The sequence below is a fragment of the Ensifer sp. BR816 genome (genome assembly GCF_000378985.1).
Taxonomy (GTDB): domain Bacteria; phylum Pseudomonadota; class Alphaproteobacteria; order Rhizobiales; family Rhizobiaceae; genus Sinorhizobium.
The window spans coordinates 3869991-3896969 of sequence record NZ_KB905370.1 but is presented as its reverse complement, the minus strand read 5'-3'; the positions used below and the strand labels follow the sequence as shown (position 1 = coordinate 3896969).

Annotated in this window: 22 protein-coding genes; 8 read left to right on the top strand and 14 right to left on the bottom strand. The window is 63.5% G+C overall.

Going from position 1 to position 26979, the window contains the following annotated elements:
- Positions 1-21 precede the first annotated feature (21 nt).
- The 3 genes from RHIBR816_RS0118735 to RHIBR816_RS0118725 all read right to left on the bottom strand — a co-directional run bounded on the left by RHIBR816_RS0118735 (position 22) and on the right by RHIBR816_RS0118725 (position 3773).
- The gene (locus RHIBR816_RS0118735; protein ID WP_026187181.1) at positions 22-939 is read right to left on the bottom strand and encodes an aldo/keto reductase; all 918 of its coding nucleotides are present in this window, start codon (positions 937-939) and stop codon (positions 22-24) included.
- A 264-nt stretch (positions 940-1203) separates the two neighbouring features.
- The gene (locus RHIBR816_RS0118730; RefSeq protein WP_018238114.1) at positions 1204-1614 is read right to left on the bottom strand and encodes a hypothetical protein; all 411 of its coding nucleotides are present in this window, start codon (positions 1612-1614) and stop codon (positions 1204-1206) included.
- Positions 1615-2225: 611 nt separating this feature from the next.
- Positions 2226-3773 carry a trimethylamine methyltransferase family protein gene (locus RHIBR816_RS0118725; RefSeq protein ID WP_026187180.1) on the bottom strand — a complete coding sequence of 516 codons (1548 nt, stop codon included), beginning with the start codon at positions 3771-3773 and terminating at the stop codon, positions 2226-2228.
- Between the two features lie 95 nt (positions 3774-3868).
- Between RHIBR816_RS0118725 and RHIBR816_RS0118715 the strand changes: the two genes are divergently transcribed.
- A complete protein-coding gene (locus RHIBR816_RS0118715; protein WP_018238111.1) occupies positions 3869-4816 on the top strand; it encodes a LysR substrate-binding domain-containing protein in 948 nt (315 codons plus the stop codon).
- Positions 4817-4940: 124 nt separating this feature from the next.
- Here the strand turns inward: RHIBR816_RS0118715 and RHIBR816_RS0118710 are convergent, their stop codons facing one another.
- Positions 4941-6134 carry a dihydrolipoamide acetyltransferase family protein gene (locus RHIBR816_RS0118710; RefSeq protein ID WP_018238110.1) on the bottom strand — a complete coding sequence of 398 codons (1194 nt, stop codon included), beginning with the start codon at positions 6132-6134 and terminating at the stop codon, positions 4941-4943.
- A 3-nt stretch (positions 6135-6137) separates the two neighbouring features.
- Complete coding sequence (locus RHIBR816_RS0118705; RefSeq protein WP_026187179.1) at positions 6138-8216, bottom strand: transketolase C-terminal domain-containing protein; 2079 nt, start codon at positions 8214-8216, stop codon at positions 6138-6140.
- 122 nt (positions 8217-8338) lie between these two features.
- On the opposite strand from RHIBR816_RS0118705, the gene RHIBR816_RS0118700 reads away from it, so the two are divergent.
- Positions 8339-8806, top strand: a complete 468-nt coding sequence (locus RHIBR816_RS0118700; RefSeq protein WP_018238108.1) for an Lrp/AsnC family transcriptional regulator — start codon at positions 8339-8341, stop codon at positions 8804-8806.
- 60 nt (positions 8807-8866) lie between these two features.
- Here RHIBR816_RS0118700 and RHIBR816_RS0118695 read toward each other — a convergent pair whose 3' ends face one another.
- Positions 8867-10912 (bottom strand): 3-hydroxyacyl-CoA dehydrogenase NAD-binding domain-containing protein, encoded by a 2046-nt coding sequence (locus tag RHIBR816_RS0118695; RefSeq protein ID WP_018238107.1) that lies wholly within the window; start codon positions 10910-10912, stop codon positions 8867-8869.
- A 176-nt stretch (positions 10913-11088) separates the two neighbouring features.
- On the opposite strand from RHIBR816_RS0118695, the gene paaG reads away from it, so the two are divergent.
- The 4 genes from paaG to RHIBR816_RS0118675 all read left to right on the top strand — a co-directional run bounded on the left by paaG (position 11089) and on the right by RHIBR816_RS0118675 (position 14368).
- Complete coding sequence (paaG, locus tag RHIBR816_RS0118690; protein ID WP_018238106.1) at positions 11089-11883, top strand: 2-(1,2-epoxy-1,2-dihydrophenyl)acetyl-CoA isomerase PaaG; 795 nt, start codon at positions 11089-11091, stop codon at positions 11881-11883.
- Positions 11880-12329: a hydroxyphenylacetyl-CoA thioesterase PaaI gene (paaI, locus tag RHIBR816_RS0118685; protein ID WP_018238105.1), complete on the top strand. Its 450-nt coding sequence runs from the start codon at positions 11880-11882 to the stop codon at positions 12327-12329. Before paaG ends, paaI begins: the two co-directional genes overlap by 4 nt.
- Positions 12330-12360: 31 nt before the next feature.
- Positions 12361-13671, top strand: coding sequence for a phenylacetate--CoA ligase PaaK (paaK, locus tag RHIBR816_RS0118680; protein ID WP_018238104.1), 1311 nt, complete (start codon positions 12361-12363; stop codon positions 13669-13671).
- Between the two features lie 100 nt (positions 13672-13771).
- The gene (locus RHIBR816_RS0118675; protein WP_018238103.1) at positions 13772-14368 is read left to right on the top strand and encodes a TetR/AcrR family transcriptional regulator; all 597 of its coding nucleotides are present in this window, start codon (positions 13772-13774) and stop codon (positions 14366-14368) included.
- Between the two features lie 46 nt (positions 14369-14414).
- Here RHIBR816_RS0118675 and paaZ read toward each other — a convergent pair whose 3' ends face one another.
- From paaZ to RHIBR816_RS0118635, 8 genes are all read right to left on the bottom strand, one after another.
- The gene (paaZ, locus tag RHIBR816_RS0118670) at positions 14415-16472 is read right to left on the bottom strand and encodes a phenylacetic acid degradation bifunctional protein PaaZ (RefSeq protein WP_018238102.1); all 2058 of its coding nucleotides are present in this window, start codon (positions 16470-16472) and stop codon (positions 14415-14417) included.
- 18 nt (positions 16473-16490) lie between these two features.
- On the bottom strand, positions 16491-17246 hold the full coding sequence (locus RHIBR816_RS0118665; RefSeq protein WP_026187177.1) for a Phenylacetic acid catabolic protein: 756 nt from the start codon (positions 17244-17246) through the stop codon (positions 16491-16493).
- 28 nt (positions 17247-17274) lie between these two features.
- Positions 17275-18351 (bottom strand): 1,2-phenylacetyl-CoA epoxidase subunit PaaE, encoded by a 1077-nt coding sequence (paaE, locus tag RHIBR816_RS0118660; RefSeq protein WP_018238100.1) that lies wholly within the window; start codon positions 18349-18351, stop codon positions 17275-17277.
- Between the two features lie 25 nt (positions 18352-18376).
- Positions 18377-18901 (bottom strand): 1,2-phenylacetyl-CoA epoxidase subunit PaaD, encoded by a 525-nt coding sequence (gene paaD, locus RHIBR816_RS0118655; protein ID WP_018238099.1) that lies wholly within the window; start codon positions 18899-18901, stop codon positions 18377-18379.
- Positions 18902-18917: 16 nt separating this feature from the next.
- A complete protein-coding gene (paaC, locus tag RHIBR816_RS0118650; protein WP_018238098.1) occupies positions 18918-19697 on the bottom strand; it encodes a 1,2-phenylacetyl-CoA epoxidase subunit PaaC in 780 nt (259 codons plus the stop codon).
- On the bottom strand, positions 19697-19981 hold the full coding sequence (gene paaB, locus RHIBR816_RS0118645) for a 1,2-phenylacetyl-CoA epoxidase subunit PaaB (protein WP_018238097.1): 285 nt from the start codon (positions 19979-19981) through the stop codon (positions 19697-19699). The genes paaC and paaB overlap by 1 nt, the downstream gene beginning before the upstream one ends.
- A gap of 28 nt (positions 19982-20009) precedes the next feature.
- Positions 20010-21014, bottom strand: coding sequence for a 1,2-phenylacetyl-CoA epoxidase subunit PaaA (paaA, locus tag RHIBR816_RS0118640; RefSeq protein ID WP_018238096.1), 1005 nt, complete (start codon positions 21012-21014; stop codon positions 20010-20012).
- A gap of 569 nt (positions 21015-21583) precedes the next feature.
- Positions 21584-22510 carry a LysR family transcriptional regulator gene (locus RHIBR816_RS0118635; protein ID WP_018238095.1) on the bottom strand — a complete coding sequence of 309 codons (927 nt, stop codon included), beginning with the start codon at positions 22508-22510 and terminating at the stop codon, positions 21584-21586.
- Positions 22511-22664: 154 nt separating this feature from the next.
- Between RHIBR816_RS0118635 and RHIBR816_RS0118630 the strand changes: the two genes are divergently transcribed.
- Positions 22665-24362, top strand: a complete 1698-nt coding sequence (locus RHIBR816_RS0118630; protein ID WP_018238094.1) for a GMC family oxidoreductase — start codon at positions 22665-22667, stop codon at positions 24360-24362.
- Between the two features lie 22 nt (positions 24363-24384).
- On the top strand, positions 24385-26898 hold the full coding sequence (locus tag RHIBR816_RS0118625; RefSeq protein ID WP_018238093.1) for a CoA transferase: 2514 nt from the start codon (positions 24385-24387) through the stop codon (positions 26896-26898).
- The last annotated feature ends 81 nt before the right edge of the window (positions 26899-26979 follow it).

The window sequence follows — 26979 nt, the reverse complement described above, 5'->3', positions numbered from 1 at the left end:
CGTCAGGAGCCGAGCGGCCGCTCACAGCGCTTCCACATAGTCGATCATGCGCCGGCGCAGCTTCTCGTCCGGCAGAGCGCCGCTTGCGGCCTCGAGGTTTTCGCGCACGTGGTCGGCCCGGGTGGTTGCCGGGATGACGCAGGTGACCGCCGGATGGGAGATGATGAATTTCAAGAGGAACTGGGCCCAGTTGCGGGCGCCCGTCTCGGCGAGCCATTCCGGCAGAGGCTCGTCCTCGATCTGGCGGATCAGGTCACCCTCCCGGAACGGCCGGTTGACGATGACGGCGATGCCTTTTTCCCGGGCCAGTGGCAGAATGCGCTCCTCGATCTCGCGGTCGAGGATATTGTAGGTCGCCTGGACGAAGTCGATGGGCTGGCTCGCCATGACTTTCTCGATCTCGCGATGCCTGCGCCCCTCTGATGTCGTGATGCCGACATAGCGTAACTGTCCTGCCGCCTTCATTTCGAGGAGAGCCGGCAGGTGTTCCTCCCAGGAGACGAGGTTATGCACCTGCATGAGATCGAACTTGTCGACGCCCCAATAGGCGCGCGACGCCTCGATCTGCGCGCCTCCCTTTCCCGGGTCCGATGTCCAGACCTTCTCGGCGGAAAACAGGCGGTCCGGATAGCCGAGCTTGCGCAGACCGTAACCGATCGTCGGCTGCGAGGAGCTGTACATCGGCGAGGAGTCGATCATGCGGCCGCCGCCCTCGAAGAAGGCGGCCATCACCGCGGCGCATTCCGCCATGAGCACCGGATCGTCGCCGACATTGAAGGTGATCCAGGTGCCGAGACCGACCACCGGGATCGGTTCCCCGCTTGAGGGTATCGGCCTGGTGCGGATGCCGGCCGGCTGGCCACGCGCCAGTCGCGGCGCGAGCGGCAGCAATGCACCGATACCAAGCCCCTGAACGGTCGCGCGCCGGGTGATCGCCATCGGGTCGCGCCTCTCAATAGCCTTGCTGGATTTGACCGGAATAATGAACCCGCTCGCATCGGTGCTGAAACCACGAAATCGTGATCGAACCGATCTTCTCCAGATATCCGGCCGTTCAACCCCTTTCGTCAAAGGCGCGCTGGCGTGCGGCAAGTCGAGCTTGACGATGCCGAGGACGACCCAAGCCGGCCGCTTGGCCCGCGCGCGCCAGGCACCGGACATCATCTCGGCGAGAATGCGCAACGCGGTCTGCCAGCGGCGCTGCTACCAGGACCGCCAGCCGGTTGACCAATAGCGGTCTTTCAACTCGCTCAAGCGATCCTCGATGTCGGAAATAACGTCCTCGATGCGCGAGGAACGTCGCATATACCAGGATGGGCGGCTGGTGCTTGCCAGGATCAGGCCCACTAGACCGACCAGGGCGATGGCGGTCCAGGCGGGATGCTCCCGCGCCATCTCTCCGGCCTTGCGGCCGGTGTCCCTGACGGTATTGGCGACGGCCCTGCCGGAGGGGATGCCGAGGTTGGTGATAGCATCTTTCAGCGTGTTGACCTGCTCGCGCAGCCAGCGGACCTCTTCTTCAATGCTCTTCTCATTCGGAACGCCGACCGTGCCGCTCCTTGTATCGACGACCCCGCGCGGTACGGGGGAACCAATTGTCTTTTCCTGTGCCATTGTGTTGGTCCTCCAAGTCTGGGCATCAGAATTGATTTCCAAGAGGAGAACGGCGGGCGGCCTCTGGAGTTCCTTGTTTGGAACAGTCCGCGGCGGCATCCACGCTGGAAACTACCGGTCCAAGCTCGTCGGACTGTCGTGACTGGTCCGAAATGAAGACCGCCGGGCATGGTTCTGCGCACGAGGGTCGCAGAATTGCGCCGCCAATGCGACGCGCTCGAGCGACCGCGCCGCCGTCCAGATGCATTCGGCGCGTTGCGAACAGGAACTGCTTCTCGCCAGGAGGAAGGAACTACGCACCGAGTTTTTGCTTGAAGAACTCAGGGCAGCCAAAAAAGCTGTAGTGCGAAGCGATGGCCCGGGAGACGCCCGATCATGAAGACAGAAGAACCATATTGGACCGGACGCCGAACAGCGCTTCGCCGAAGTGCTCGACGCCGCGAAAAACCGCCGGCCGCAATATGCTAACGCCGCCCGCGGACGGTCTGCCATGCGGTCATGCCATCGATCATGCGGCGGGGGCAGCGGGCTCGCCGCCGGGGCGTCGGTCTTCGGCCGGTCTGCCAGGGGGCTGGTTCCCAGCACCCCGGCATCCCATCAACCGACCGCGCTCAGTACCAAGCGTCGGCCATGCTGTTCTTGCGTCGGGCGACATAGTCGAGCAGCGCTTCGTCGATCGCCACGTCGAGCGGCGGCGCTTCGTATTCGGCAAGCGTCTTCTTCCATGCGCGGTTGGCCCGCAGCGCCATGTCGGTTTCGCCCTGTTCGACCCATTTCTCGAACGGTTCGTTATCGGAAAGTGCGGAGTCCCAGAAGGCGGTCTGGTAGTTGCGCAAGGTGTGATCGCAGCCGAGGAAATGACTGCCTGGGCCCACTTGCAGGAACGCGTCCATCGCAAGTGTGTTGTCATCGACGACCACGCCGGCGAGGTAGGAATGCAGCGCACCGCAGAAGTCGGTATCCATCATGAATTTCTCGTAGGACATGGCGAGCAGACCGTCGACGAAGCCTGCCGAATGCAGGATGAAATTGGCGCCGCAATGCACGGCCGACAGCATCGACATGGCGCCTTCCTGCATCGCCTGCGCATCCGGCAGCTTCGAATTGGAAAAATTGCCGGCGCAGCGCAGCGGCAAGCCCAGCCGGCGGGCGAGTTGGCCGACCACCATGCTGCCGATTGCCGGCTCGGGCGTGCCGAAGGTCGGCGAGCCGGAGCGCAGCGACATCGACGACAGAAAGTTGCCGAAGATCACCGGCGCGCCCTTGCGTTCGAGCTGCGTCAGCGCACAGCCGGCAAGCGTTTCGGCATAGGCTTGGGCGATGGCGCCGGCATTGGTGACGGGACCCATTGCGCCGCCGAGAATGAAGGGCACGATGACCGCCGCCTGATTGGCACGCGCATAGGCGCGCAGCGACTTCGTCATCGTCGCGTCCCAGACAAGCGGCGAGTTGACGTTGACGTTGCCGAGGATGACGCAGTTGTTGTCGACGAATTCGGCGCCGAAGAGAATCCGGGCCATCTCGATCGAATCCTCGGCACGCTCCTCGGCCGTGATCGAGCCCATGAAGCAGCGGTCGGAATATTTGATGTGGCTATAGACCATGTCGAGATGGCGCTTGTTGACCGGCACGTCGACCGGCTCGCAGATCGTCCCGCCGGAGTGGTGCAGCCAGGGGCTCGACTGGGCGAGCTTCACCAGATTGCGGAAATCCTCGATGGTGCCGTAGCGCCGGCCATGATCGAGATCCATGACGAAGGGAGAGCCGTAGGCCGGGGAGAAGACGACGTTGCGGCCACCGATCTCGACGCTGCGGGCGGCGTTGCGGGCGTGCTGGGTGAATTGCGCCGGCGCCGAGCGGACGATCTCCTTCAACATGCCGGGCTCGAAGGTGACGCGGACACCCTCGATCTTCGCGCCGGCGCGGCGCCAGTGGTCGAGCACCTTAGGATCGTCGCGAAATTCGATGCCGACTTCCGCGAGAATGCGATCGGCGGTCGTCTCGATCCGCGTCAGGCTCTCCTCCCCGAGAATATCGTAGGTCGGAATATTGCGGACGATATAGGGAACGCCAAGATTTCTGCCGCCCCCTTCCCGCCGTTGCGGCCGCCCGCCCCGCGTTCGTCTCGAGGCCTCGCCGCCCGTCGCGCAGTCGCCAATGCCATCGTCGATCTCCCATGATTTGCGATGATGGTATTTGCGAGAAAGACCATTGTAACGCTGGAAAAATTCTACGCATGATATAAGCGTAGCTTATGGAAACCATGCGCCGCCTCCTTCCGTCCGCCGCCAGCCTCATTGTCTTCGAGGCAGCCGGCCGCCATCAGAATTTCACGCGTGCCGCCGGCGAGCTCGGGATGACGCAGGCGGCGGTGTCCTATGCCATCCGCGGTCTTGAGGACCAGCTCGGGGTGCTGCTCTTCCATCGCGTGCACAGGGCTGTCGAACTCACCGAAGCCGGCGAAAAATTCCATGCCGATGTGTCCGTCGGTTTGGCCCGTATCCAGAAGTCGGCCGAAGACATTCGCGCCAAGGGCCGCGAGACGAACGTCACCCTGTCGGCCTCGACGGCCTTCGCTTCGATGTGGATGCTGCCGCGCCTCAACCGGCTGCGCGAGGATCTGCCGGAGATCGACCTTCGCATTCAGACGAGCGTTCGCGACCTGGATCTCGACGAGGAACCAATACCCCTTGGCGTTCGCGGCGGCGACCCCAGTCAATGGCCGCGCTATCACGCAGCTTTGCTTGCCGACGAGGTGATCAATGCCGTGGCGTCGCCAGCCTATATCGATGTGCATGGCATGCCCGAGACGCCGGCGGACCTGCTGCAGCACAGCCTCATCCACCTTGAGGAGCCGGTCAGGCGCGCCTGTGACTGGACGGAGTGGTTTGGAAGCGCCGGCCTCGCCTCTCCCTCACAGGGCAAGCGGCTGGCGATCAACGACTATGTCCTGGTGGTCCAGGCCGTGCTCGCTGGCGAAGGCATCGCGCTTGGCTGGGAGCATCTGATCGCCGGGCAGGTGCGCTCCGGCGCGCTGGTGCCAGTCGGGGGACACGTGCTGAAGACCGGCCACGCCTTCTATGTCGTTTGGCCGCGATCGCGGGAACTCAATGCACAGGCGCGGCGTGTTCGGGACTGGCTTTTGGAGGAGGGCGCGCGATACCGCTCCGAGAGCCCGATCTGGATCCGAGGTGCTGGCTGAGGGCGGAGATCACGGCAAGGGTGCGAGCGTCCGGCCGACGCTGGCAATTTCCGGGCCCGTATCCGCGCAGGCATAGCCGCGAGGCCCGCCGCCGATGGCAAGCCCGTCCTAGTCATAGGCGCTTTCATTGCGTCCAGCCCTCGAGAGTCTGGACGAAGTGGGTCAGCCACATATTCGTCTGGTGGCCGTCGAGCGCGCGGTGATCGATGGTCAGCGAAACATAGGCCATCGGGCGGATCTGGATCGTATCGACGCCGTCGATCTCGCGGACGACGACCCGTTTCTCGAGCTTTCCGACACCGAGGATCGCCGATTGCGGCTGGTTGATGATGATCGGCGCGGCGAGCAGGGATCCCGACACGCCATGATTGGAAATGGTGAAGGTGCCGCCTCTCATGTCCGCGGCGCTGAGCGCGTTCGATCGCGCACGTGCAGTAAGGTCCTGCAGCTTTGCTGCGATCTCGGCAAGCGAAAGGTGCTGGGCCTGGTGGATCACCGGCACGACCAAGCCCTTGTCGCCAAGGGCGGTTCCGACGCCGACATTGATGTCGTCGAAAATTTCGAGCGCATCCTCGTGCCAGCGGCTGTTGACCTCGGGAACGGCGCGCATCGCCGCGACGCAGGCGGATACGATATAGGCCGTATAGGAAAGCGTGATGCCCTCCGCGGCCAGCTTCCCCCTATGCTGTTCGCGGTGGCGCATGATCGCCGTAAAATCGGCTTCGAAGACGGCCGTGACGTGCGGCGCCGTCGTCACCGACTGCAGCATATGCGCAGCGATCGCGTTGCGCATGCCGCTGTGTGGGGTCCTGTGCGAACGCGCCGCCGTTCCGCTGTCGACCGAGACTGGGTCTGCAGCCGGTACCGGCGGCTCGGTCCTGGCCGCGGCTTCGAAGCGTTCCGCCTTGGCGGCAAAGGCCCTGTCCATGTCGGCGCGGCTGACGCGGCCGTCCCGGCCGGTGCCGCGGACGGTCGCAGGGTCGATGCCGTATTCTTCGGCTGCGTGGCGCACGGCCGGCGAAAAATGCGCGGGGTGGGGAGGCGGCGTGTCCACCGTGCCTTGGCCGACGTCGGCAACCCGACCGCCGATCCGGCCGAGAACGGCGCCGGGCATGGCGTCGTCGCCATTCTCCATCAATATCTCCTCGAGGATGCCGTCGGCGGGGGCGGCGACCTCCTGGGTCACCTTGTCGGTTTCAAGCTCGACCAGCGGGTCGCCCGATTTCACGCTTTCGCCGACCTTCTTGAGCCAGTTGCGGACGACCGCCTTCGTCCCCTCCTGCTCGATGGGGGCGTTGATGTCGATGAGATCGCCCATGCGTCAATACTCCAGAAGGTCGGTAATTTTCCGGCGGATCCGCTCGACCGAGGGAACCGCCCAGTCGAGCAGGACCGGATTATGGGGACTTGGGATATCGGGCATGGTCAGCCGCGAAACCGGGGCGTCGAGATCGATGAAGGCTTCGTCGGCAACGGCAGCGGCGATTTCGGCCCCGAAGCCCGCGGTGCCGAGATCCTCGTGAACGATGAGGCAGCGGCGGGTGCGGCGGACGGAGGAAAGCACCGCTGTCCGATCCCATGGCATCAATGTCCTAAGGTCGATCACGTCGGCGGAAATTCCCTCTGCGGCCTCTTCGCAACGAGGCACCATGGCGCCCCAGGTGACGATGGTGATGTCGCTCCCCTCGCGCGTGAGCTTCGCCTTGCCGAAAGGCAGTGCGAAGGTGTCGCCCGGATAAGGGCGCCGCGCCCAGCTATGGTCCAGCATGGCTCGATGCTCGAAGAAGATCACCGGATCATTGCCGCGCAGTGACGTGCGCAAGAGCCCGACGGCGTCCTCGGCATTGGACGGCACGGCGACCTTCCAGCCCGGCTGATGGACGAAGGCGACTTCGTTCGTCTGGCTGTGCCACGGATCTCCGCATTTGAAGAAACCGCCCGGCATGCGCAGCACGATCGGCGCGGCGAAGCGGTTGTTGGTCCGCCAGCGGATCGTGCCGCAATCGTTGATCTGTTCGCTCGCCGGCTCCGCATATTTGCGGAACTGGATTTCCGGAACGGGTACAAGGCCGGCCAGCGCCATCCCGACCGCACGGCCGACAATGCCTTCCTCGGATAGCGAAGTGTCGAACACACGGGTCGTACCGTACTTTTCCTGCAGTCCGAGGGTGACGGCATGGACGCCGCCTTTCGGGCCGATGTCCTCGCCGAACAGGATGACCCGCTCGTTGAGCGACATTTCGTGGTCGAGCGTCCGCCGGATCGCTGTCACCATGTTGATCCGCTGGCCGTTGCTTGCCGGCGTCTCGGTCGTCTCCGGGGGGCGGTAGCCGGCACGGTGCTGGCCGCCCATGACCTGCATTTCGCCTTCGAAGAAGACATTGCGGGTGACCATTTCCGGATCGGCGACCGGCCGGGATTCGGCCTCGCTGCGTGCCTGTTCGGCCGCCGCCTTGGCAGCGCCGGCGACCTGATCCCACTCCGCTTCGCTCAGGACGGCTGGCACCAGATAGTCCTTGAGCCGCGGCAAGGGATCGCGCGCCCATTCGCTTCTGACGAGATCCTCGCTCTTATAGGTCTGGGTATCCTGGAAGCTGTGTCCCTCGAGGCGGGGCACTCTCATTCGCAGGAGGACCGGACGGCGTTCGTCGCGCACCAACTCGACGGCCCCCTTCGTCAGCCGGGCGGCTTCTTCCGGGTCCGAACCGTCGCCATCGAGGACGGTCAGGTTTTTCCAGGCCGCGAGATTGGCGGCGATGTTGCCCTCGGGGGTCTGGAGGGTCGAGGGAACCGAGATGCCGAAGCCGTTGTCTTCGATATAGAAGAGCATCGGCAGTCCTTGCGTCGTGGCGACCGTCAGCGCGGACCAGAAACCGTTGGAGGCGACGGAACCATCGCCGCCGAGGACGACGGCGATGTCCCGATCGTAGTCCTTGTTCTTGAGCGTCATGCTGAAATAGGTGATCGCCTGCGCCCATCCGGCCGTCGGTGTGTACTGGGACCCGACGCCGCCGCACATCGGCAGGGCCGACGCGCCGTTGGGATTGGGATAGTTGAAGACGACGCCGATGTCGCGGCCATCGGAATAACCCCCGGCACGCGCCATGGCTGAACCGAGCGCGTCGGCCGGATCGACGCCCAGCGACAGGAGCAGCGGCCGCGACCGATAGTAACCGCAGGCGGCGTCGTGCCTTCCCGTGAGGTGCAGCCCGAGGAGAATCTGGGCCATGTCATGGCCGCGGGCGGAGAACTGATAGAGGACTTTCTTTTCCGGGACGAGGCGCTTCTCCTCCATCTCGTCGAGTTCACGGGAGAGGAGCATCAGTTGAACGACTCTCTTCCAGTCGATGCTCTCGTCGGGTGCGTTGCGCCGGTCAGGTTTGAGTACAGCCTGTCCCATCGTATGAAATCCTCCCAAATTCCTCATTGAGAGAATACCCCGTCCGAGGCGCAAATCGGTTTCAATCTTGGGGTCGTTTCGGTATCACTTGATCAGTCTGTTTCGCTTTTGGAAGAATTCTGATGGATGCATTCAATCTCGACGCGGTCGACCGAAAGATCCTGAGAGTCCTGCAGGAACAGGCCGATATCAGCCATGCCGCATTGGCCGAGGCCGTCGGTGCTTCGCCGGCATCCTGCTGGCGGCGCATCAAGGCTCTCGATACGGCCGGCGTGCTCGGAAAGACCGTCAGGCTCGTCAATCCTGAGTTGGTCGGACGCGGCCTGAACGTCTTCTGCCATGTGCGGATGAAATCGCACGACCAAGTGGCCCGTCGCAGCTTCGAGCGCTTTGTCGAGAGCCACGAAGAAGTGCTGGAATGCTATTCGATGTCCGGCGAGTGGGACTATCTCTTGCGGGTCGTCGTGGCCGATGTTGCCGATTACGAACGATTGCTGATGCACGGCATCCTGACGCACGACGCGGTGGCTAACTCGTCCTCGCATTTCGCCCTGAAGAGCGTGAAATACTCGACCGCGGTTCCGGTGTGATTCTAGTGAGTTTGAGCGGGATGCGGGCGGAAAACCGCGCACACCTTTCCTCATCCCGCTCTAGCCGCGCGGCTCGAGCCTGCCCTGCTTGAGCGTTGTTGTCGGCGGTTCGGCAAGTCCTCGGTCCGTGAGTTTCTGGACCCCATTGACGACATCTTGAAGTCCACGGGCCTCGGCATAATGCATGAGGCCGCCGCGCCAGCGCGGGAATCCGTAGCCGTGGATCTCGACGAGGTCGATGTCTTCGGTCCTGATCGCAACGCCTTCTTCCAGGATGCGGGCCGCTTCATTGATCATCGGCAGGACAATGCAGTCGATGATCTCCGCCTCGCCCCACGGATGCTGCGTCCATCCGGCCGCCGCTTCGGCAATGATCGCCGAGACGATTTCGGAAGGCCGCGGTGTCCGATCGCCGCTCGCATAGTCGTACCAGCCGCCGCCGGTCTTTTGCCCGAGCCGCTGCATCGTGCAGAGCCGTTCCGCGACCGGCGCGAAGGGTGTTTCGCCCCGAGCGCGCGCCGCTTGCCGCTGGAAGGCGGCAATATCGAGGCCGGCCAGATCCTGTGCTTCGAACGGCCCCATCGGCAGGCCGAAACGCCGCATTGCCGCATCGACGGCCCGCGGCGTCGCGCCGGACAGCAGTAATCGCTCCGCCTGGGTGCGCGTCACCTTGAGTAGCCGGTTGCCGATGAAACCATCGCATATGCCGGCGCGTACCGGCACCTTGTTCAGCCTGCGGGCGAGTTCGAAGCCGGTTGCCAGAACCTCGGGCGCTGTCGCCGCCGTCGGCACGATTTCGAGAAGCTTCATCACATGCGCTGGGCTGAAGAAGTGCAATCCGAGAAAGCGATCCGGTCGTTCGACGCCGGCCGCGATCTGCTCGGGATCGAGATAGGACGTGTTGGTGGCGAGAATGGCGTCCGGCCGGCAAGCGTCTGCAAGGCGGGCAAAGACCGCGCGCTTGACCGCCATGTCCTCGAACACGGCTTCGATGACGAGGTCGGCGTTTCCAAGCATGCCGTAGTCGGTCGTGCCGACCACGCCTGCGACCCGCTCGGAGGCCGTTTCCGGGCTTATTCGACCGCGCTTTGCGGCGCCGTCGAAGATCGTTTGCAGAGTGGCGAGCCCGCGGGCGAGGCCCTTCTCGTCGCGCTCGACGAGCGTAACCGGTAGGCCCGCGTCACGCAGGGCTGCGGCGATGCCGGCTCCCATGGTTCCGCCGCCAATGACGGCGGCCGTGTCCAAGCGCTTCGGCATCACGCCCGCGAGTTCCGGCGGGCGCCGTGCGGCCCGCTCTGCGAAGAACACATGCCGGAGTGCCGCGGCCTGGGCAGAGCCGCGCAGGTCGAGAAACGTCTCCCTCTCGAAGGCCATGGCCGTTTTGAAATCGGCATCGATGGCCCGCCGGACGCAGGCGAGCGCACGAATCGGCGCGTCCTCGCCCTTTGCGCGGGCAGCGACCGTCTTGGCGATCATTTCCCAGGAGGCCTCCTCGATGGCCGGTACCGCGCGCTCGATCAGCGGGGTCGGCAGCGGCCGTTTCAGCGCAGCACGGGCAAAGTCGATGGCGCCCTTTTCGAGATCTCCGTCGATCAGCGTATCGATCAGTCCCCGAGACAGTGCCTCTCGCGCATCGACGGGTGTGCCCGAACTGATCATTTCCGCAGCGTTGGCGGGGCCGACCAGGCGCGGGAGGCGGACGGTGCCGCCGGCACCGGGGACGAGCCCGAGACGGACCTCCGGCAGGCCCAGCTTGGCGGAGGCGGAGGCGACACGGAAACGACATCCGAGAGCGACCTCCAAACCGCCCCCGAGCGCGCTGCCGTGCATCGCCGCCACCCAGGGTTTTCGGGCGGTTTCGATCCGCGCGACGACGTCGGGCAGGTGAGGGGGTAGCGGCGGCTTGCCGAATTCGGTGACATCCGCTCCGGCGATGAAGGTGCGCCCTGCGCAGCTGAGGACAACGGCTCGGACAGTGAGGTCCGCGTCCAGGGTCTCCGCCGCGTCCAAAAGGTCCTGCCGAAGCGCCTGTGACAGGGCGTTCACTGGAGGATTATCGACGGTCACGATGGCGATCTCGCCGATGCGTTCAATCTTGACAGTCATGCGGGAGGCCTTTGCAAACTGCGACGCTCGATCCAATCTTTGTTGGCGCGTTCGACATCCGCCGCTCGCAACGTCGGAGTGAGAAGACGTTCTTTCCCTCTTTATAATTGACTGACCGGCCGGTTTATGCAACTCTTTTCTCGGTAGCCCTGCGAGGTGGCTGCATTGGAGGAATCATGCCCGAGACCGAAACCGTCCTGTCGGCTGTCGCCGACGGCGTTCTTCGCTTGACGCTCAATCGTCCGGACAAGCTCAACGCCTTCAACGACGAGATGCATGTGGCCATGCGGACCGGCCTGGAAAGAGCGCATCAGGATCCTGCGGTCCGCGCCGTGCTCCTGACCGGAGCAGGCCGAGGCTTCTGCGCCGGGCAGGATCTCGGCGACCGCGACCCGCGCCAGGGCGGCGAGCTGCCGGATCTCGGACGGACCCTTGAGCTCTTCTATAATCCCTTGATCCAGCTCATCCGCAGCCTCGATAAGCCGGTGGTCTGTGCGGTCAACGGCGTGGCTGCGGGGGCGGGCGCAAACATCGCGCTCGCCTGCGACATTATCCTCGCGGCGCGCTCGGCGCGCTTCATACAGTCCTTCGCCAAGATCGGCCTGGTGCCGGACTCCGGAGGCACATGGAGCCTTCCTCATCTGATCGGCGAAGCGCGTGCCAAGGCACTTGCGCTGACCGCTGAGCCGATCGATGCCGAGACTGCGGCGAATTGGGGCCTGATCTGGAAGGCGGTCGACGATGCGGCGCTCCTCGACGAGGCGGCGGCCCTCGCCGGCCGGCTTGCCGCGGGGCCCACCAAGGGGCTGGGCTTGACCAAGCGGGCCATCCAGTCGGCCGCGTCGAATTCCCTCGAACAGCAGCTGGAGCTGGAGCGCGACCTGCAGCGCGAGGCTGGACACAGCATGGACTACGCCGAGGGCGTCGCGGCCTTTCTGGAAAAGCGCAAGCCGGATTTCACGGGCCAATGACGGAAATGCGCCAATTCACGGCACAGGAACTTGCCGAGGCCGCTGCCGATACGATGTGGCGCGGGGACAACGCCTCCCGCCGCCTCGGCATGGTCCTCGAACAGGTGGCGCCCGGCGCGGCCGTTCTTTCCATGCCGGTCCAGGAAGAGATGGCCAACGGTCACGGCATCTGTCACGGCGGCTATATCTTCGCGCTGGCGGATTCGGCCTTTGCCTTTGCCTGCAACAGCTACAACCAGCGCGCTGTCGCCCAGCATTGCTCCATCACCTATATCGCGCCGGCCTTCGCCGGCGACCGGTTGACGGCGACGGCGCGAGAAGTGTCCCGGCGCGGCCGCGGCGGCATCTACGACGTCAGCGTCAGCAACCAGAAGGGAGAGCAACTGGCTGAATTCCGCGGCCATTCGCGCACTGTCAAGGGAACCCATCTCGCGGAAGAGCCGTAGGCCGACAAACGGAGTTCGAAGGAGTCATCTTATGGAAGAGCTTTCGCCGCGTCCCGGCGACCTCGAAGCGATCGAAACGGCGTCGCGCGACGAAATAGCGACGCTGCAACTCGGCCGCATGAAATGGTCGCTCGGCCACGCCTATGAGCATTCGCGCTTCTACCGGACGCACTTCGACGCGGCCGGCATCCACCCTTCGGACCTGACATCGCTCAGCGATATCGCAAAATTTCCCTTCACGACGAAGCAGGACCTCAGGGACACCTATCCCTTCGGCATGTTCGCCGTGCCGCGCGAGCGGCTCGTGCGCATCCATGCGTCTTCCGGCACGACCGGCAAGCCGACCGTCGTCGGCTATACGCAAAGGGACGTCGACACCTGGGCCGATCTCGTCGCGCGCTCGATCCGCGCCGCCGGCGGCCGCCGCGGCGACCTCGTGCATGTCGCCTATGGCTATGGCCTGTTCACCGGCGGGCTCGGCGCCCATTACGGGGCGGAGCGGATGGGCTGCACCGTGGTGCCGATGTCCGGCGGCATGACGGAACGCCAGGTGACGTTGATCGAGGACTTTAGGCCGCGTGTCATCATGGTGACGCCCTCCTACATGTTGTCGATCCTAGACGAGTACCGCCGCCAGGGTTTCGATCCGCGCCAGAGTTCATTGGCGGTCGGCATTTTCGGTGCCGAACCCTGGACCAACGCGATGCGCCAGGAAATCGAGCAATCCTTCGACATGCATGCCGTCGATATCTATGGGCTGTCGGAGGTCATGGGGCCGGGAGTGGCGAACGAATGCGTCGAGACGAAGGACGGGCTGCATGTCTGGGAGGACCATTTCTATCCGGAGATCATCGATCCGGAGACCGGCGACGTTCTGCCCGATGGGGAAATGGGCGAGTTGGTCTTCACCACGCTCACCAAGGAAGGCCTGCCGATCATCCGCTACCGCACCCGCGATCTTACCCGGCTGCTGCCCGGCACGGCACGTTCCATGCGACGGATGGAAAAGATAACTGGCCGCTCCGACGACATGATCATCCTGCGCGGCGTCAATGTCTTCCCGACGCAGATCGAAGAGCAGATTCTGCGATGCCGGGGCCTTGCCCCGCATTTCCAGATAGAACTCAGTCGCAGCGGACGGATGGACACGATGACCGTGCATGTCGAATGCACGGCGGAATCGGCGGACGAGAATGCCCGCGCCGCCTGCGCCCAGACGCTCGCCCACTCTATCAAGAATGTCGTAGGTGTTACGGCGACGATCGCGATTCGCGACCCGGGTAGCGTCCCGCGCTCCGAGGGAAAGGCGAAGCGGGTCGTCGATCATCGGCCCAAGGCGTGAGGCCCGCATGCTGGGACGAAGTTAGACATTCCGTCCCAAGATGCGGGAAGCACGATTGCTTCCCGTATCACGGGGAGGCGCATGAAAACGCAGGATCAACATGGCACGAACGCGCGCGGTCGATTTTGAGGAAAAGCAACGCAGCATCTTGAGCAATGCGGCTGCGGTCTTCGCCGAACTCGGCATGGAGAAGGCGTCGATGGCGCAAATCGCTTCGCGCAGCAATGTGTCGAAAGCGCTGCTCTATCACTACTATCCCGGCAAGGATGCGCTGATCTTCGATATCATCCGCACGCATCTCGAAGAGCTGGACGCGGGGATCGCAAGCGTCGATCGTCAGGATCTGTGCCCCGAGGACCGTCTGCGGGCTCTGGTGCGCCAGGTGCTCGACAACTATCGCGGCGCCGACAACGAGCACAAGGTGCAGCTCAACGGCACCAGCGCCCTGAGCGCGGAACAGCTGGAGCATCTGAGAAGCATCGAGCGACGCATCGTCAAACGCTTCGCCAACACGATCGGCGAAATCAATCCGAGCCTCAACGGTGAAAAGCCGCTGCTGATGCCCGTCACCATGTCGCTCTTCGGGATGATGAACTGGGTCTATATGTGGTTCCGGCCGGGCGGCCCGATCAGCCGCGACGAATATGCCGATCTCGCCACGACATTGCTCCTCAATGGAGTGAAGGCGGTTCGCTAGACTTTCTGCAGTGTGCGAGAGGACGTCGGGACCGGTTCCGATCGCCTCAACTCCGTGTCTTGGCGACCATCGTCAGAACGTCGTATTGCGCCACGACGGCGCCGTTCTGATTGGACACCCGGCAATCCCAGCGAACTTCGCCATAGTCGGCGCCGATGCGTGGGTTGATTTCCTTGCAGGTGAGTTGCACCTGCAAGCTGTCGCCCGGATAGGCCGGCGTCAGGAAGCGCAGGTTGTCGACGCCGTAGTTGGCCAGAACCGGGCCGGGTGCCGGATCCACGAAGAGCCCGGCCGCGAGCGAGACGATCAGATAACCGTGGGCGACGCGACCCTCGAAGAACGGGTTCGCCCGCGCCGCCTCTTCGTCCATGTGCGCGTAGAAGGTGTCACCGGTGAAATGCGCGAAATGTTCGATGTCCTCGAGTGTCACGGTGCGCGCGCCTGTCATGAGCTGGTCGCCGATGCGGAGTTCCGCGAGCGACTTGCGGAACGGATGCTCGTGGTCGCTACGCACCTCGGCGTCCGCGACCCAGCGCCCGGTTACCGTTGCAAGCATGGTCGGCGAAGCCTGAACGGCGGTACGCTGCATGTAGTGCTTCACGCCGCGAATCCCGCCAAGCTCCTCGCCGCCGCCGGCGCGTCCGGGGCCGCCATGGACCAGACCGGGCAGCGGCGAGCCGTGGCCGGTGGAGGACTTCGCGGTCGTGCGGTTGCCGATCAGCACGCGCCCGTGGAACGGCGCCATGCCGAGCACCACCGCCTCGGCAAAGGCCGGGTCGTTCGTGAACACCGACGAGACGAGGCTGCCCTTGCCCCGCCTTGCAAGTTCGAGGGCCTCCTCGGCGGTGTCATAGGGCATCACGGTGCTGACCGGGCCGAAGGCCTCGACGTCATGAACGGCTTTCGCCTTGAGCGGCGCATCGCAATAGAGCAGGACGGGGTTGAGGAAGGCGCCGACCCGCGCATCGCCGGAGACGAGCCGCGGATTGTCGGGGTCGCCGGCGACGACTTCGGCGTCCGCCGCCAGGTCGCGAATGCGGGCGCGGACCTCCTCGCGCTGGCCGAGGCTCGCCAGGGGTCCCATGCGGACATTCTCGTCAGCGGCGTTGCCGAGCGCGGTCTTGGCAAGCCGCTCGCCGAGCGCGGCGACGACCGCGTCGCAATAGGCGCGTGGCGCCAGGACGCGACGGATGGCCGTGCACTTCTGGCCCGCCTTGGCCGTCATCTCGCGCGCCACCTCCTTGACGAAAAGCTCGAACTCCTCCGTGCCGGGCGCCGCATCGCGGCCGAGCAGCGAGGCATTGAGACTGTCCGCCTCCATCGTGAAGCGTATCGAATTCTCGACGATCGCCGGGTGGGTCCACAGCTTGCGGCCGGTCGAGGCCGAACCGGTGAACGTCACCACGTCCTGTCCATCGACGTGATCGAGGAGGTCGCCGATCGACCCGCAGACCAGTTGCACCGCGCCTTCGGGCAGAAGCCCGGTTTCCAGCATGCGACGGACGACGAGCTCGGTGAGATAGGCGGTCTGGCTCGCCGGCTTGACGATCGCCGGCATGCCCGCGAGCAATGTCGGCGCGAGCTTTTCCAGCATGCCCCAGACAGGAAAGTTGAAGGCGTTGATGTGGACGGCAACGCCTTCGAGCGGCGACAGGATGTGGCGGGCCGAGAACGTGCCGTCGCGCGAGAGGGGCTCGACGTCACCCTCGACGAGGACCCGAGTATTCGGCAGCTCGCGGCGGCCCTTGGACGAATAGGCGAACAGGGTGCCGATGCCGCCCTCGATGTCGATCCAGCTGTCGGTCCGGGTCGCGCCGGTCGCCGACGAGAGCGCATAGAACTCTTCCTTCCGGTCCATCAGCGCCTGAGCAAGTGCTTTCAGCAGCGCGGCGCGTTCGTGGAAGGACATGCGCCGCAGGGCCGGCCCCGCCTTTTCGCGGCCGTAGGCAAGCGCCGCGGAAAAGTCGATGCCGGTCGAATCGATCAGCGCCACGGGGGCACCGGTCGACGCGTCGAGCAGCGTCGCACCTTCCCCGCTGCCCGGAACCCAGGATCCGTAGACATGGCTTTCGAGCTTGCGGGGCCGGTTTGCCGGAGCATCCATTTTCTTTTTCCTTCGCGGTCAGTTCAGGTTCAATGCGGCAAGCTGCCCGTCGAGGGTGGTCTGCCATTCGGAAAGCAAGGCTTCATTCGGCCTATGGCGAAGCCCCAAGCGCTTGAGCATCTCGTAGCGGGCGGAGCCTGCAAGGCCGAAACTCGCCGCGACGCGCGGGCGCCAGTAGCCAACGGACTCCAAGGCGGCGCGGCGTGATCCTTCGTCCCCGACAATGCGCTCCAACGCCTCGACACCGAGTGCAGTGTGATGCGCTTCGCGCGGCAGGATCTCGCGGAAGATTTCGGCGAGCGGCTGGTAGGAGACATGTGTCAGTTCGCGCAACTGGATCACGGTCGCCATTCCCATCAGTACGTTCAGGACGACCGCATCCACCCAGCCCTGGAGCGGATAGTGGAAGACGGACAGGCGCATGTCGCCGCCCTGGCGCGCCGCGCCGATGTCGGCGTCACGGGCGAGCCGCGCATTCCAGGCGTGGTGTACGGCATAGCGCTCGACATCGGCGCCGAAAGTCCCCATGACGTCGAGCACGCGGCCGGCATGGTCGGTCTTCTCCAGCACGATCCGGGCGGTTGCAATGCGCTCCTTGATGCCGGGAGCATCGTTGATGATGTCGGCAAAACCGGCGGCCCCGGCAAGTTCGCTATCGACGAAGCTTGCCATCAGGCGCAGCACTTCGCCGCGGTAGCGCGGCGGCGCATTGTCGGGCGACGTCAGCACGCCGCCTTGCCGGAGGTATTCCTCGATGGACATCGTTTCAGACATCGGCATCCTCCCTCCGCCTTGGCGCGTGTCACTGATCGTAGCTGACGACGATTCGGTCGCTCAGCGGATAGCTTTGGCAGGTGAGGACATAGCCCTGGCGGACCTCGTAGTCCTCGAGCGCGTGGTTGACTTCCATCTCGGCTTCTCCCTCGAGCACCTTCGCGCGGCAGGTCGAGCAGACGCCGGCCTTGCAGGCATAGGGCGCGTCCATTCTGTTCTCGAGTGCCGCTTCCAGAAGCGACTGTCCCTGTTTCGGCATGCTGAAAACGCGCGTGGCGCCGTCGAGCGTGACGGTCGCCTCGCAGGCGATGCCGCGCTCCGCCGCAGCAACGCTTTCGGCCTTTCGGCGAGCACGGCCCGGTTGCGAGGAGGCGAAGAGCTCGAACTTGATCTGCTCGTCACGCATCCCATGCCCGCGCAGTGCCGCGGCGACAGCCAGCATCATCGGTTCCGGACCGCAGATGAAGGCCATGTCGGCCGCCTCGATATCGATCCAGTGCTTGAAGAGAGCCGTGCATTTCTCCGCGTCGACGCGTCCCGCGAAGAGGTCGATATCCTGGGATTCGCTCTCCAGCACATGCAGGATGGCGAGCCGGCCGAGATAGATGTTCTTCAGGTCGTCCAACTCTTCGCGGAACATGATCGAGCCGATCTGGCGATTGGCATAAACGAGGGTGAAGTGAGAGCGCGGCTCGCTGGCGAGCGTCGTCTTGATGATCGACAGGATGGGCGTGACACCGCTGCCGCCGGCAAAGGCCAGATAGTTCTTCGCCGCCTCCGGCTCGATCGGGGTGAAGAACGCACCCATCGGCGGCATGGCCTCCATGGTGTCGCCGACGCGCAGCTCCTCGTTCGCCCAGGTCGAGAAACAGCCCCCCTCGACCCGTTTGATGCCGACGCGCAACGTGCCTTCGTGCCGCCCGGAGCAGATCGAATAGGAGCGGCGCAATTCCTCGCCATCGAAGCTGCGGCGGAATGTCAGGTATTGGCCCTGCGTGAAATCGAAGATGCCGCGGTCCTGCTCCTGCGGGGTGAGCGTCACGACCACGGCATCGCGCGTATCCTGACGGATTTCGGTTACCTGCAGGGAATGGAATCGGGCCATCTTGCGGATCTCACTGGGCAAAAGGTCAGATGCACTTGAAGTAGTCGAATGGTTCGAGACAGTCGGTGCAACGGTAGCTTGCCTTGCACGGCGTCGAACCGAACTGGCTGATCTTCTCGGTCTTCGTCGATCCGCATTGCGGGCAGGCGATGATCGGATCGGAGCGACCCGAGAGCCGCGCGCTGCGCTGGCGCAGCATGGCATCACTGGCGGCGCCGTCCACGGGTGGCGCAATGCCGTAGCGTCGCAATTTTTCGCGGCCTTCGGCGCTGATCCAGTCGGTCGTCCAGGCGGGCGAAAGCCGCCGCTCGAACCTGAGCTTAGCGACGCCCTTTTCCCGCAGCGTTTGCTCGATGTCGAGGTTGATCACCGCCGTCGCGGGACAGCCCGAATACGTCGGTGTCACGGTGACGACCAATGTCTCGCCCTCCCACCGGACCGCGCGGATAATGCCGAGATCGACGACCGAGATCACCGGGATTTCGGGATCCGGCACCTCGTCGAGCCAGTGCCAGATTTCGGCGGTGGAGGGCAGCGTCGCGGTCGCCATGGCCGGCCTCCTTCCGTTACCAGGTGGCGCACGGATAGGCGCGCTGGAGGAACTGCATTTCGGCAAGGATGAAGCCCATATGCTCGGTATGGACGCCACGCTTGCCGCCCTTGTGCATGTAACCGTCGGCCGGCTTCTTCAATGTCGCCTCGGCCAAGGTTTCGCCGACCACGTCGTCCCACGCCCCTTTCAGGCTCTCCGGCGCGGGGATAATGCCAGCCGCAGCGAGTTCCGCATCACCTGTGTCGCCGATGAAAAGTTCGCCGGTATAGGGCCAGAGCTCGTCGAGCGCTTCCTGCATGCGACGGTGGCTTTCCGCCGTGCCATCGCCGAGCCGGACGATCAGGTCGCGGCTGCGGTCGAGGTGATAGGCGACTTCCTTGGCGGCCTTTTCGGCGATATCGGCAATGCGCTTGTCGGCGGCCGAGCGCAGTGCCTGCAGGATCACTAGATGCCAGGCATCGAACAGGAATTGCCGCATCAGCGTTTTCCCGAAATCGCCGTTCGGGCGCTCGACGAGCAGCACGTTGCGAAACTCTGTCGCGTCGCGCAGGTAGGCAAGGTTATCGGCGGTGCGGCCCTTGCCTTCCACCTCGCCGGCGAGGCCAAGCCACAACTGCGTCTGGCCGATCAGGTCGAGGGCAGTGTTGGCAAGCGCAATGTCTTCCTCCAGCGCCGGCGCGTGGCCGCACCATTCCGACAGCCGATGGCCGAGGATCAGGGCATTGTCGCCCATGCGCTGCAGGAATTCGAAAAGCACGGTCCCGTCGCCGGAGGGGGTGGGCGTCACGCTCATCACATGTGCCCCACTTCGTCCGGAACGTCGAAGAACGTTGGATGGCGGTAGACCTTGGAATTGGCGGGATCGAACAGCGGGCCCTTCTCGGAAGGCGTGCTTGCGGTGATGTCGGTCGATCGCACCACCCAGATGCTGACGCCCTCGTTGCGGCGGGTATAGACGTCGCGGGCATTGTGGATCGCCATTTCCGCATCGGGCGCGTGCAGGCTGCCCACGTGGCGGTGGTTCAGGCCGTGCTGGCCTCGAATGAAGACTTCCCAAAGCGGCCACTCACTCGACATGGGCACTCCTCCTGTTTGACGCCTTGCTCTATTCTGCCGCCGCCGGTGCCGTGGTTCGGCGAGCTTCCGCCTTGGCCGCATGGGCGAGCAGTCCCTCCCGGAACCAGGCTCCGTCGTCCCAGGCTTTCCGGCGCGCACCGAGCCGCTCGGCATTGCAGAGGCCGTTGCCGGCGATCACCTCGAAGAACTCCTTCCAGTCCGGCTCGCCGAAATCGTAGCCGCCCTTCGTCTCGTTCCACTTGAGTTCCGGGTCGGGCACCGTCAGGCCGAGATAGTCGGCCTGCGGCACGGTCTGGTCGACGAACTTCTGGCGCAGTTCATCATTCGAGTTCTGTTTGATCTTCCAGGCCATCGATTGTGCGGAGTGAACCGAAGCATCGTCCGAAGGGCCGAACATCATCAGCGACGGCCACCACCAGCGATCAAGCGCATCCTGGACCATGGCCTTCTGCGCCGGCGTGCCCTTCACCATCTTGGCGAGGATGTCGAAGCCCTGGCGCTGATGGAAGCTTTCCTCCTTGCAGATCCTCACCATGGCGCGCGCGTAGGGCCCATAGGAGCACCGCTGCAGCGGCACCTGGTTCATGATCGCGGCGCCGTCGACGAGCCAGCCGATAGCGCCGATATCCGCCCAGGAGAGCGTCGGGTAGTTGAAGATCGAGGAATATTTCGCCTTGCCGCTGTGCAGCTGCTCATACATCTCGTCGCGGCTGATGCCGAGCGTCTCGGCGGCGCAATAGAGATAGAGGCCGTGGCCGGCTTCGTCCTGGACCTTGGCGAGCAGGATCGCCTTGCGCTCCAGCGTCGGCGCGCGGGTGATCCAGTTGCCTTCCGGCAGTTGCCCGACGATCTCCGAATGGGCGTGTTGGCTGATCTGCCGCACCAATGTCTTGCGGTAAGCCTCCGGCATCCATTCCTTCGGCTCGATCTTCTGCCCGGCTTCGATGCGCTGCTGGAAGGCGCGCTCCTCGGGTTCCATGTCGTCGAGCGATTTGACGCGGGTGCCATCGGTCTTGACCATCTGTGCGTACATGGCTCGCCTCCTGCATCATCGCCCGGTCGACGGTGCGAATTTATTGACCGACCGATCGGTCATTTGTCTAGCATGGCGAATGTCACAGTTCAACGCAAGTTTTGCGCATTTCTGTGATATTTTCCCATTCGCGCAGCGAAGCTTAGCATAGATGCGCCGAAACGGGCTGAAAAACGGTCCTGAGCTTAACGGTAACCGTCTAACGCTTTGTACCCGAGGCGAACCACCGCTTCGGGTGGACAGCGGAAGTTTAGCCGCAAAAAAAGCAGCTACCGCTGATCGCGATCAGAGCAGACTCGCGCTTGTAGGAGGCGAAGCTTCTTCATCACCGATAGAACTTCCATGTACGGAAGCTTCGTAGCGACGGGGATAGGGCGGCAACAGCGTTCGTCAGCACCGCCGTTCGGGCTGACCAGGATTGTCGAAAGCTTGTGCGTCGCCTCGAACAACTTGCTCGAATCGGGGATGTTGTCCGACGGTTCGGGAGTGGGATATTCAAAGACGTTCGTGGCCGCGGCCTTGCGCTCGGCCGGCCCGGTGATTGCCCGTCGCCCGCGCCGAGCTCAACCTCAGTTCCACACGCGATTGACAGCATCAAATGCAATCTTGATTGCCGGATCGTCGATGCGCGCACTCAAGCACACGAAACTCAAAGCCGTTTCGATTGCAACGCGGTCGGCAATTACCAGTCCGTGTGCTTGCTGCTCATGTAGTGCAATGGATTCCCGGCAGAGGCTTAGCCCAAGACCCGTCCGGACCATTGCAAGCATGGATGGCTCCTGATCGACGGATGCGACGATGTTTTGGCGGACCCCTAGCTTTCCAAACACCTCGTTCAAAAGGCGATTGTGGACGGACGCGTGCGGCGTGCCGATCCACGGCAGGGCCGCAAGGGCAACCCAGTCCTGTCCACGTACAAAAGCCGCGAGCGATGGAGGCGCGACAACGCGGTAGGTCAGTCGGGCCAATTCCCGAACGTGAAAAAGGCTGTCGCTTCCGTCCGCAACGACGCTCGCCACTGGATCGAAGTCTTTGATATCGCCAAGAAAAAAACCGACATCCAGTTCGTTTCGCCGGAGCCCTTCCGGCACATCGCCGCTCATGCCATGGCGAAGCTCCGTTTCGATCCCCGGTCCGCTGTCAACGAGCGCCTTCAGAAAACCGCCAAGCCTGGTGAACTCCGGATCGATGATCGTGCCGATCCGGAGCTTGCCGCGCACCTGCGCGCCTAAATGTCGGGCCGTCTGCCCGAAATCTTGGAGAGCGGCGAACACCTGTTCGGCCTTCGCGGCCAGCAACGCGCCCTCATGGGTCAGTTCCAATCCCTTGGACGTTCGCCGGAACAGGGTGACGCCTGTATCGGAGGCAAGACGTTTCAGGTGCTGGCTGAGAGCGGGCTGGGTGAGGTGCAGTTGCTCGGAAGCCCGCGTGACATTTCCTTCGCGAGCCACCGCAACAAAGGCCCTCAGGGTCTTCAAGTCGATCGGGTGAGGCATATTAGTCCCGCTTATAATGTTTTGCCACACTTCTAATTGGATTTCTCTCGGATTCAAGTTTTATCTAAGAAAGGACGAGGGAGGCGTGTGAAATGAGCCAATTACCGATCGAGCTTTATAAGCCTGTGTCTCGATGCGCAGGAGCGTTCGCGCGATGAAACAGACCTCCGGCGTGCGCGACAACAACCTAGAGTTCGACTACATCATCGTCGGTGGAGGCTCCGCCGGCTGCCTGCTGGCAAACCGCCTCAGCCGCGATCCCGCGACGCGCGTGCTTTTGCTGGAAGCGGGCGGGAAGGATGATTATCCCTGGATCCATATCCCTGTCGGCTACCTCTATTGCATCGGCAATCCGCGCACCGATTGGCTATTCAAGACCGAGCCGGACGCCGGGCTGAATGGCCGGTCGCTACGCTATCCCCGCGGCAAGACGCTCGGCGGCTGCTCCTCCATCAATGGCATGATCTATATGCGCGGGCAGGCCCGCGACTTTGACGGCTGGGCCGCGGCAACGGGAGACGATGCCTGGTCGTGGGAGAATTCTCTGCCGGACTTCAAAGCCCATGAGGATCATTACCGTCTGGACGGCGGCGCGGATCCGCAGACGGGCGGCAACAGTCGGTTCTCCGACATGCACGGTCATGGCGGTGAATGGCGCGTCGAGAAGCAGCGGCTGAAATGGGACATCCTGGAGTCCTTTGCCGAGGCGGCCGTTCAGGCCGGCATCCCGCGTTCGGACGATTTCAACAGCGGTGACAATGAAGGCGTCGGCTATTTCGAAGTGAACCAGAGATCCGGCTGGCGCTGGAATACGTCGAAAGCCTTCCTCCGCCCTGCCAAGACACGGCCGAACCTCAGCATCTGGACGCAGTCGCATGTCGAGAAGCTGATGTTGGAGACCGACGCTTCAGGGCGCACGCGCTGCGCCGGCGTCGTTCTGAGCCGTCGTGGGCACAGGGTGGAGGTACGCGCCAAGAAGGAGGTCATCCTTTCCGCCGGCGCGATCGGCTCTCCGCATATCCTGCAATTGTCGGGCATTGGGCCGGCACACCTGCTGAAGCGCCACGGCATAGAGGTGGTGCATGATCTACCTGGCGTGGGAGAAAACCTGCAGGATCACTTGCAGATTCGTGCCGTTTACAAGGTCGGCAACGCGAAAACACTGAACACGCTTGCCAACAGCCTGATGGGTAAGGCGATGATCGGGCTTGAATATGCACTACGGCGCAGCGGCCCGATGAGCATGGCGCCCTCACAGCTTGGCGCCTTCATCCGGTCGGATGCAGCGCAGGCCCACGCCAATCTGGAATTTCATGTCCAGCCGCTCAGTCTCGATGCCTTCGGCGAGCCGCTGCACCGCATTCCCGCCTTTACCGCGAGCGTCTGCAACCTCAATCCGACGAGTGTCGGAACCGTCCGCCTGCGCTCCGACAAGGCCAGCGATGCGCCGGCGATCGCGCCGAACTATCTCAGCACGGAAGACGACCGGCGGATTGCTGCCGACAGCATCCGCCAGATCCGCAGGATCGTGACGCAGCCGGCTCTTGCGAAATATCGGCCGGAGGAGTGGAAGCCTGGCCCCCAGTTCCGGAGCGACGAAGAACTCGCCAAGCTCGCCGGGGACATCGCCAATACCATTTTCCATCCTGTCGGGACGACAAAGATGGGACGCAATGACGATCCGACGGCGGTGGTCGACAGTCGCCTGCGGGTGAGAGGAATCGCCGGCCTTCGCGTCGTCGACGCGGGCATCATGCCAAAAATCACCAGCGGCAACACGAATGCGCCGACACTGATGATTGCGGAAAAGACGGCGCGCTGGATCGTTGAAGAAGCCCGGCAGCACGCATGAAATACTTTGGGAGGACACCTCAATGACATCGATCTCGCGTTCGGCGCTTCCGCTATCCGGCGTTCGGGTGGTCGACTTCGGCCAATATATCGCCGGGCCAGCGGTGGCCATGATCCTCGGCGATCTCGGCGCAACCGTCGTGCATGTCGATCCACCCGGAGGTCCCATGTGGGACAATCCCGCGAACGCGATCCTCAATCGCAACAAGCTGATCGTCACCATCGATCTGAAGACCGCGGATGGACTTGAAGAGGCGAGGGCGCTCATTGCCGGGACCGATATTGTCATCGAGAATTTCCGCCCCGGCGTCATGGCCCGGCTTGGCCTCGATTTTGAAGCGTTACGCTCGGCGCGCCCGGAGCTGATTACCCTGTCGATCCCCGGTTTTGCCTCCAACGACCAGTTGCGCCGCGATTGGCGGGCTTTCGAAACGGTGATTGCGGCGTCCTCCGGTGTCTTCACCGATATGGGGCTGAACCGGGTGTTGATGGGCATCAACCCGTCCTTCTCGCCGCTGCCGTTGGCCTCCGCCTATGGCACAATGCTGGCGGCCTCCGCGACGGTGCTCGCGCTCCAGGCACGGGAACGCACCGGCCACGGCGACCATATCGAAGTGCCACTGGCAAGCGCGGTGATGGAGGGGCTCTCCTATAACTCGATCAAGATCGACGACTATCCGCTGCGCTACCAGACCCAACGCGAGCGAGAGATCGAGCGGCGGCAGCGCGAAGGCCTGCCGATGGACATGTCCTACGAGGACCTCCAGGAGTTTCTGGATCCCTTCTATCGCAGCTACATGTGCAGCGATGGGCGCATGTTTTACGTCGTCTGCCCCAGCCACAGGAATCATGCAAAGCGCTGCCTGCAGGCGCTGGGCCTCTACGATGCGCTCGCCGCCGAGGGTCTTCGCGAAGAGGAAGACACTTACCTGCCGGTTTCGCAGTGGTCTTCGGATGTCTCGCTTGGCGTTTATCCCTTGCCGAAACACTGGGCCGACAAAATCGCGGCTCGGATGAAAGAGGTTTTCCTGACGAAGACGGCGGCAGAATGGGAACGCATTTTTGGGGAAGGTCTGTTTCCGGGCGCGCCGCAGCGCTGGCTGAAGGAGTGGATCAGCGATGATCACGCCAACGCCGCGGGGCTGATGATCAAGGTCGACGATCCGGTTTACGGACGCATGACGCAGCCGGGGCCTTTGGCTTGGCTCCAGGAAAGCGCCGAAGCCATGCTTACGCCGCAACCGCGACGGTGGGGATCTGTCGATGAAGCGGTGGAACTGCTGTCCCGCACGGGCTCGTTGCAGGTGCCGGCCGCGACGGCGAGCAACTCCGGAGGCTGGCTGAATGGCGTAAAGGTGCTTGACCTCTGCAACGTCATAGCCGGTCCCCATTCGGTCGCCTATCTCGCCCGCTTCGGGGCGGAGGTCATCAAGATTGACCCCGCCAAGCCGCTTTACGACTGCTGGAATACCGTGATTTTCGGCATGTCGCATATGCGCGGCAAGCAGTCAGTTCTCTTGAATATCGGCTCGCCCGACGGGCGAGTGGTCTTCGAACAGTTGGTAAAATCCGTTGATGTCGTGGTCTGGAACGCCACCGATCGGCAAGTGAAGTGGATGGGCCTCGATGCCGAGAGCCTGGAGGCGCTCAATCCGAATGCGATCTTCTGCCAACTCGACTGCTTCGGCGGCGTGAGGAAGGGGCCGCGCACAGACTATCTCGGCTATGACGATCTGGTCCAGTCGGCAACGGGCATCATGCTGCGTTTTGGCGGATCGATGCAGACGCCGGAAGAGCATGCGCATGTTGGTACGATCGATGTCATGTGCGGCTTTGGAGCCGCTCTGGGTGTGGCGGCTGCCCTCTATCAGAAATCGAAGACGGGTATCGTCGGCCGGCCACGGACTTCCCTTTCGGCGTTGACCGGACTTGCGCAGATTCCGTTCTGCTATGAATACGAGGGGCGCGGGCCCTTCGACGAGCCGTCCGGCCGCGACATCAAAGGGTATGACGCCCTGTCACGGCTCTACGAAACAGGATCCGGTGACTATCTTCTCCTATGCGCAACCGAAAAGGATCTGCCGCGGCTTATAACTGTTGAAGGGCTGGAGGGGCTCGATTCGGTCGCGGTGCCAGACCGTGAAGGCTGGCTTGCCCGCGCCTTCAGGTCCGCACCGGCCGAAACCTGGCAGCACCGATTGTTACAGGCCGATGTCGGCGTGTCGCTTTGCGAGAACATCGAGACGATTAGGGCCAGGAGTGCGAGGGTTTCGGACGGAACTCCGGGCACCGACCGTGGCAGCTATTCCTTTTCGATCTTCCCCGACCATCCGAGCGGTCACGCGGTTACCCAGCTTGATCCTTTCGCGATCCGGCCGACGGTCGGCAAGGTCATCGCAGTGACTCCGGCGGAAAAATATGGCGCCTCAACGCGCTCGGTCCTCAGGGCCCTGAATTACACCGATGCTGAGATCGATCGGATGATCGCTTCGGAAACGGCAAGCGAAACATGGAGCGCGGAGTATCTGCCGAGCTGACGGACAACGGTGGTGCCGGTTCGTGGAGGAGCCGGAGCCGCCCGACAGTCCTCGATGTTTGGCGATGGCGTCAGGGACGAA

What these genes read in the sequence shown, in the direction of transcription:
- RHIBR816_RS0118630 (WP_018238094.1), top strand. Translation starts at nt 22,665, where the DNA reads ATGAAACAGACCTCCGGCGTGCGCGACAACAACCTAGAGTTCGACTAC.
- RHIBR816_RS0118625 (WP_018238093.1), top strand. Translation starts at nt 24,385, where the DNA reads ATGACATCGATCTCGCGTTCGGCGCTTCCGCTATCCGGCGTTCGGGTG.
- RHIBR816_RS0118635 (WP_018238095.1), bottom strand. Translation starts at nt 22,510, where the DNA reads ATGCCTCACCCGATCGACTTGAAGACCCTGAGGGCCTTTGTTGCGGTG.
- RHIBR816_RS0118705 (WP_026187179.1), bottom strand. Translation starts at nt 8,216, where the DNA reads ATGGGACAGGCTGTACTCAAACCTGACCGGCGCAACGCACCCGACGAG.
- RHIBR816_RS0118665 (WP_026187177.1), bottom strand. Translation starts at nt 17,246, where the DNA reads ATGTCTGAAACGATGTCCATCGAGGAATACCTCCGGCAAGGCGGCGTG.
- paaG (WP_018238106.1), top strand. Translation starts at nt 11,089, where the DNA reads ATGCCCGAGACCGAAACCGTCCTGTCGGCTGTCGCCGACGGCGTTCTT.
- RHIBR816_RS0118700 (WP_018238108.1), top strand. Translation starts at nt 8,339, where the DNA reads ATGGATGCATTCAATCTCGACGCGGTCGACCGAAAGATCCTGAGAGTC.
- RHIBR816_RS0118715 (WP_018238111.1), top strand. Translation starts at nt 3,869, where the DNA reads ATGGAAACCATGCGCCGCCTCCTTCCGTCCGCCGCCAGCCTCATTGTC.
- paaI (WP_018238105.1), top strand. Translation starts at nt 11,880, where the DNA reads ATGACGGAAATGCGCCAATTCACGGCACAGGAACTTGCCGAGGCCGCT.
- RHIBR816_RS0118710 (WP_018238110.1), bottom strand. Translation starts at nt 6,134, where the DNA reads ATGGGCGATCTCATCGACATCAACGCCCCCATCGAGCAGGAGGGGACG.
- paaK (WP_018238104.1), top strand. Translation starts at nt 12,361, where the DNA reads ATGGAAGAGCTTTCGCCGCGTCCCGGCGACCTCGAAGCGATCGAAACG.
- RHIBR816_RS0118675 (WP_018238103.1), top strand. Translation starts at nt 13,772, where the DNA reads ATGGCACGAACGCGCGCGGTCGATTTTGAGGAAAAGCAACGCAGCATC.
- RHIBR816_RS0118735 (WP_026187181.1), bottom strand. Translation starts at nt 939, where the DNA reads ATGGCGATCACCCGGCGCGCGACCGTTCAGGGGCTTGGTATCGGTGCA.
- paaD (WP_018238099.1), bottom strand. Translation starts at nt 18,901, where the DNA reads ATGGCGACCGCGACGCTGCCCTCCACCGCCGAAATCTGGCACTGGCTC.
- paaZ (WP_018238102.1), bottom strand. Translation starts at nt 16,472, where the DNA reads ATGGATGCTCCGGCAAACCGGCCCCGCAAGCTCGAAAGCCATGTCTAC.
- RHIBR816_RS0118695 (WP_018238107.1), bottom strand. Translation starts at nt 10,912, where the DNA reads ATGACTGTCAAGATTGAACGCATCGGCGAGATCGCCATCGTGACCGTC.
- paaE (WP_018238100.1), bottom strand. Translation starts at nt 18,351, where the DNA reads ATGGCCCGATTCCATTCCCTGCAGGTAACCGAAATCCGTCAGGATACG.
- paaC (WP_018238098.1), bottom strand. Translation starts at nt 19,697, where the DNA reads ATGAGCGTGACGCCCACCCCCTCCGGCGACGGGACCGTGCTTTTCGAA.
- RHIBR816_RS0118730 (WP_018238114.1), bottom strand. Translation starts at nt 1,614, where the DNA reads ATGGCACAGGAAAAGACAATTGGTTCCCCCGTACCGCGCGGGGTCGTC.
- paaB (WP_018238097.1), bottom strand. Translation starts at nt 19,981, where the DNA reads ATGTCGAGTGAGTGGCCGCTTTGGGAAGTCTTCATTCGAGGCCAGCAC.
- paaA (WP_018238096.1), bottom strand. Translation starts at nt 21,014, where the DNA reads ATGTACGCACAGATGGTCAAGACCGATGGCACCCGCGTCAAATCGCTC.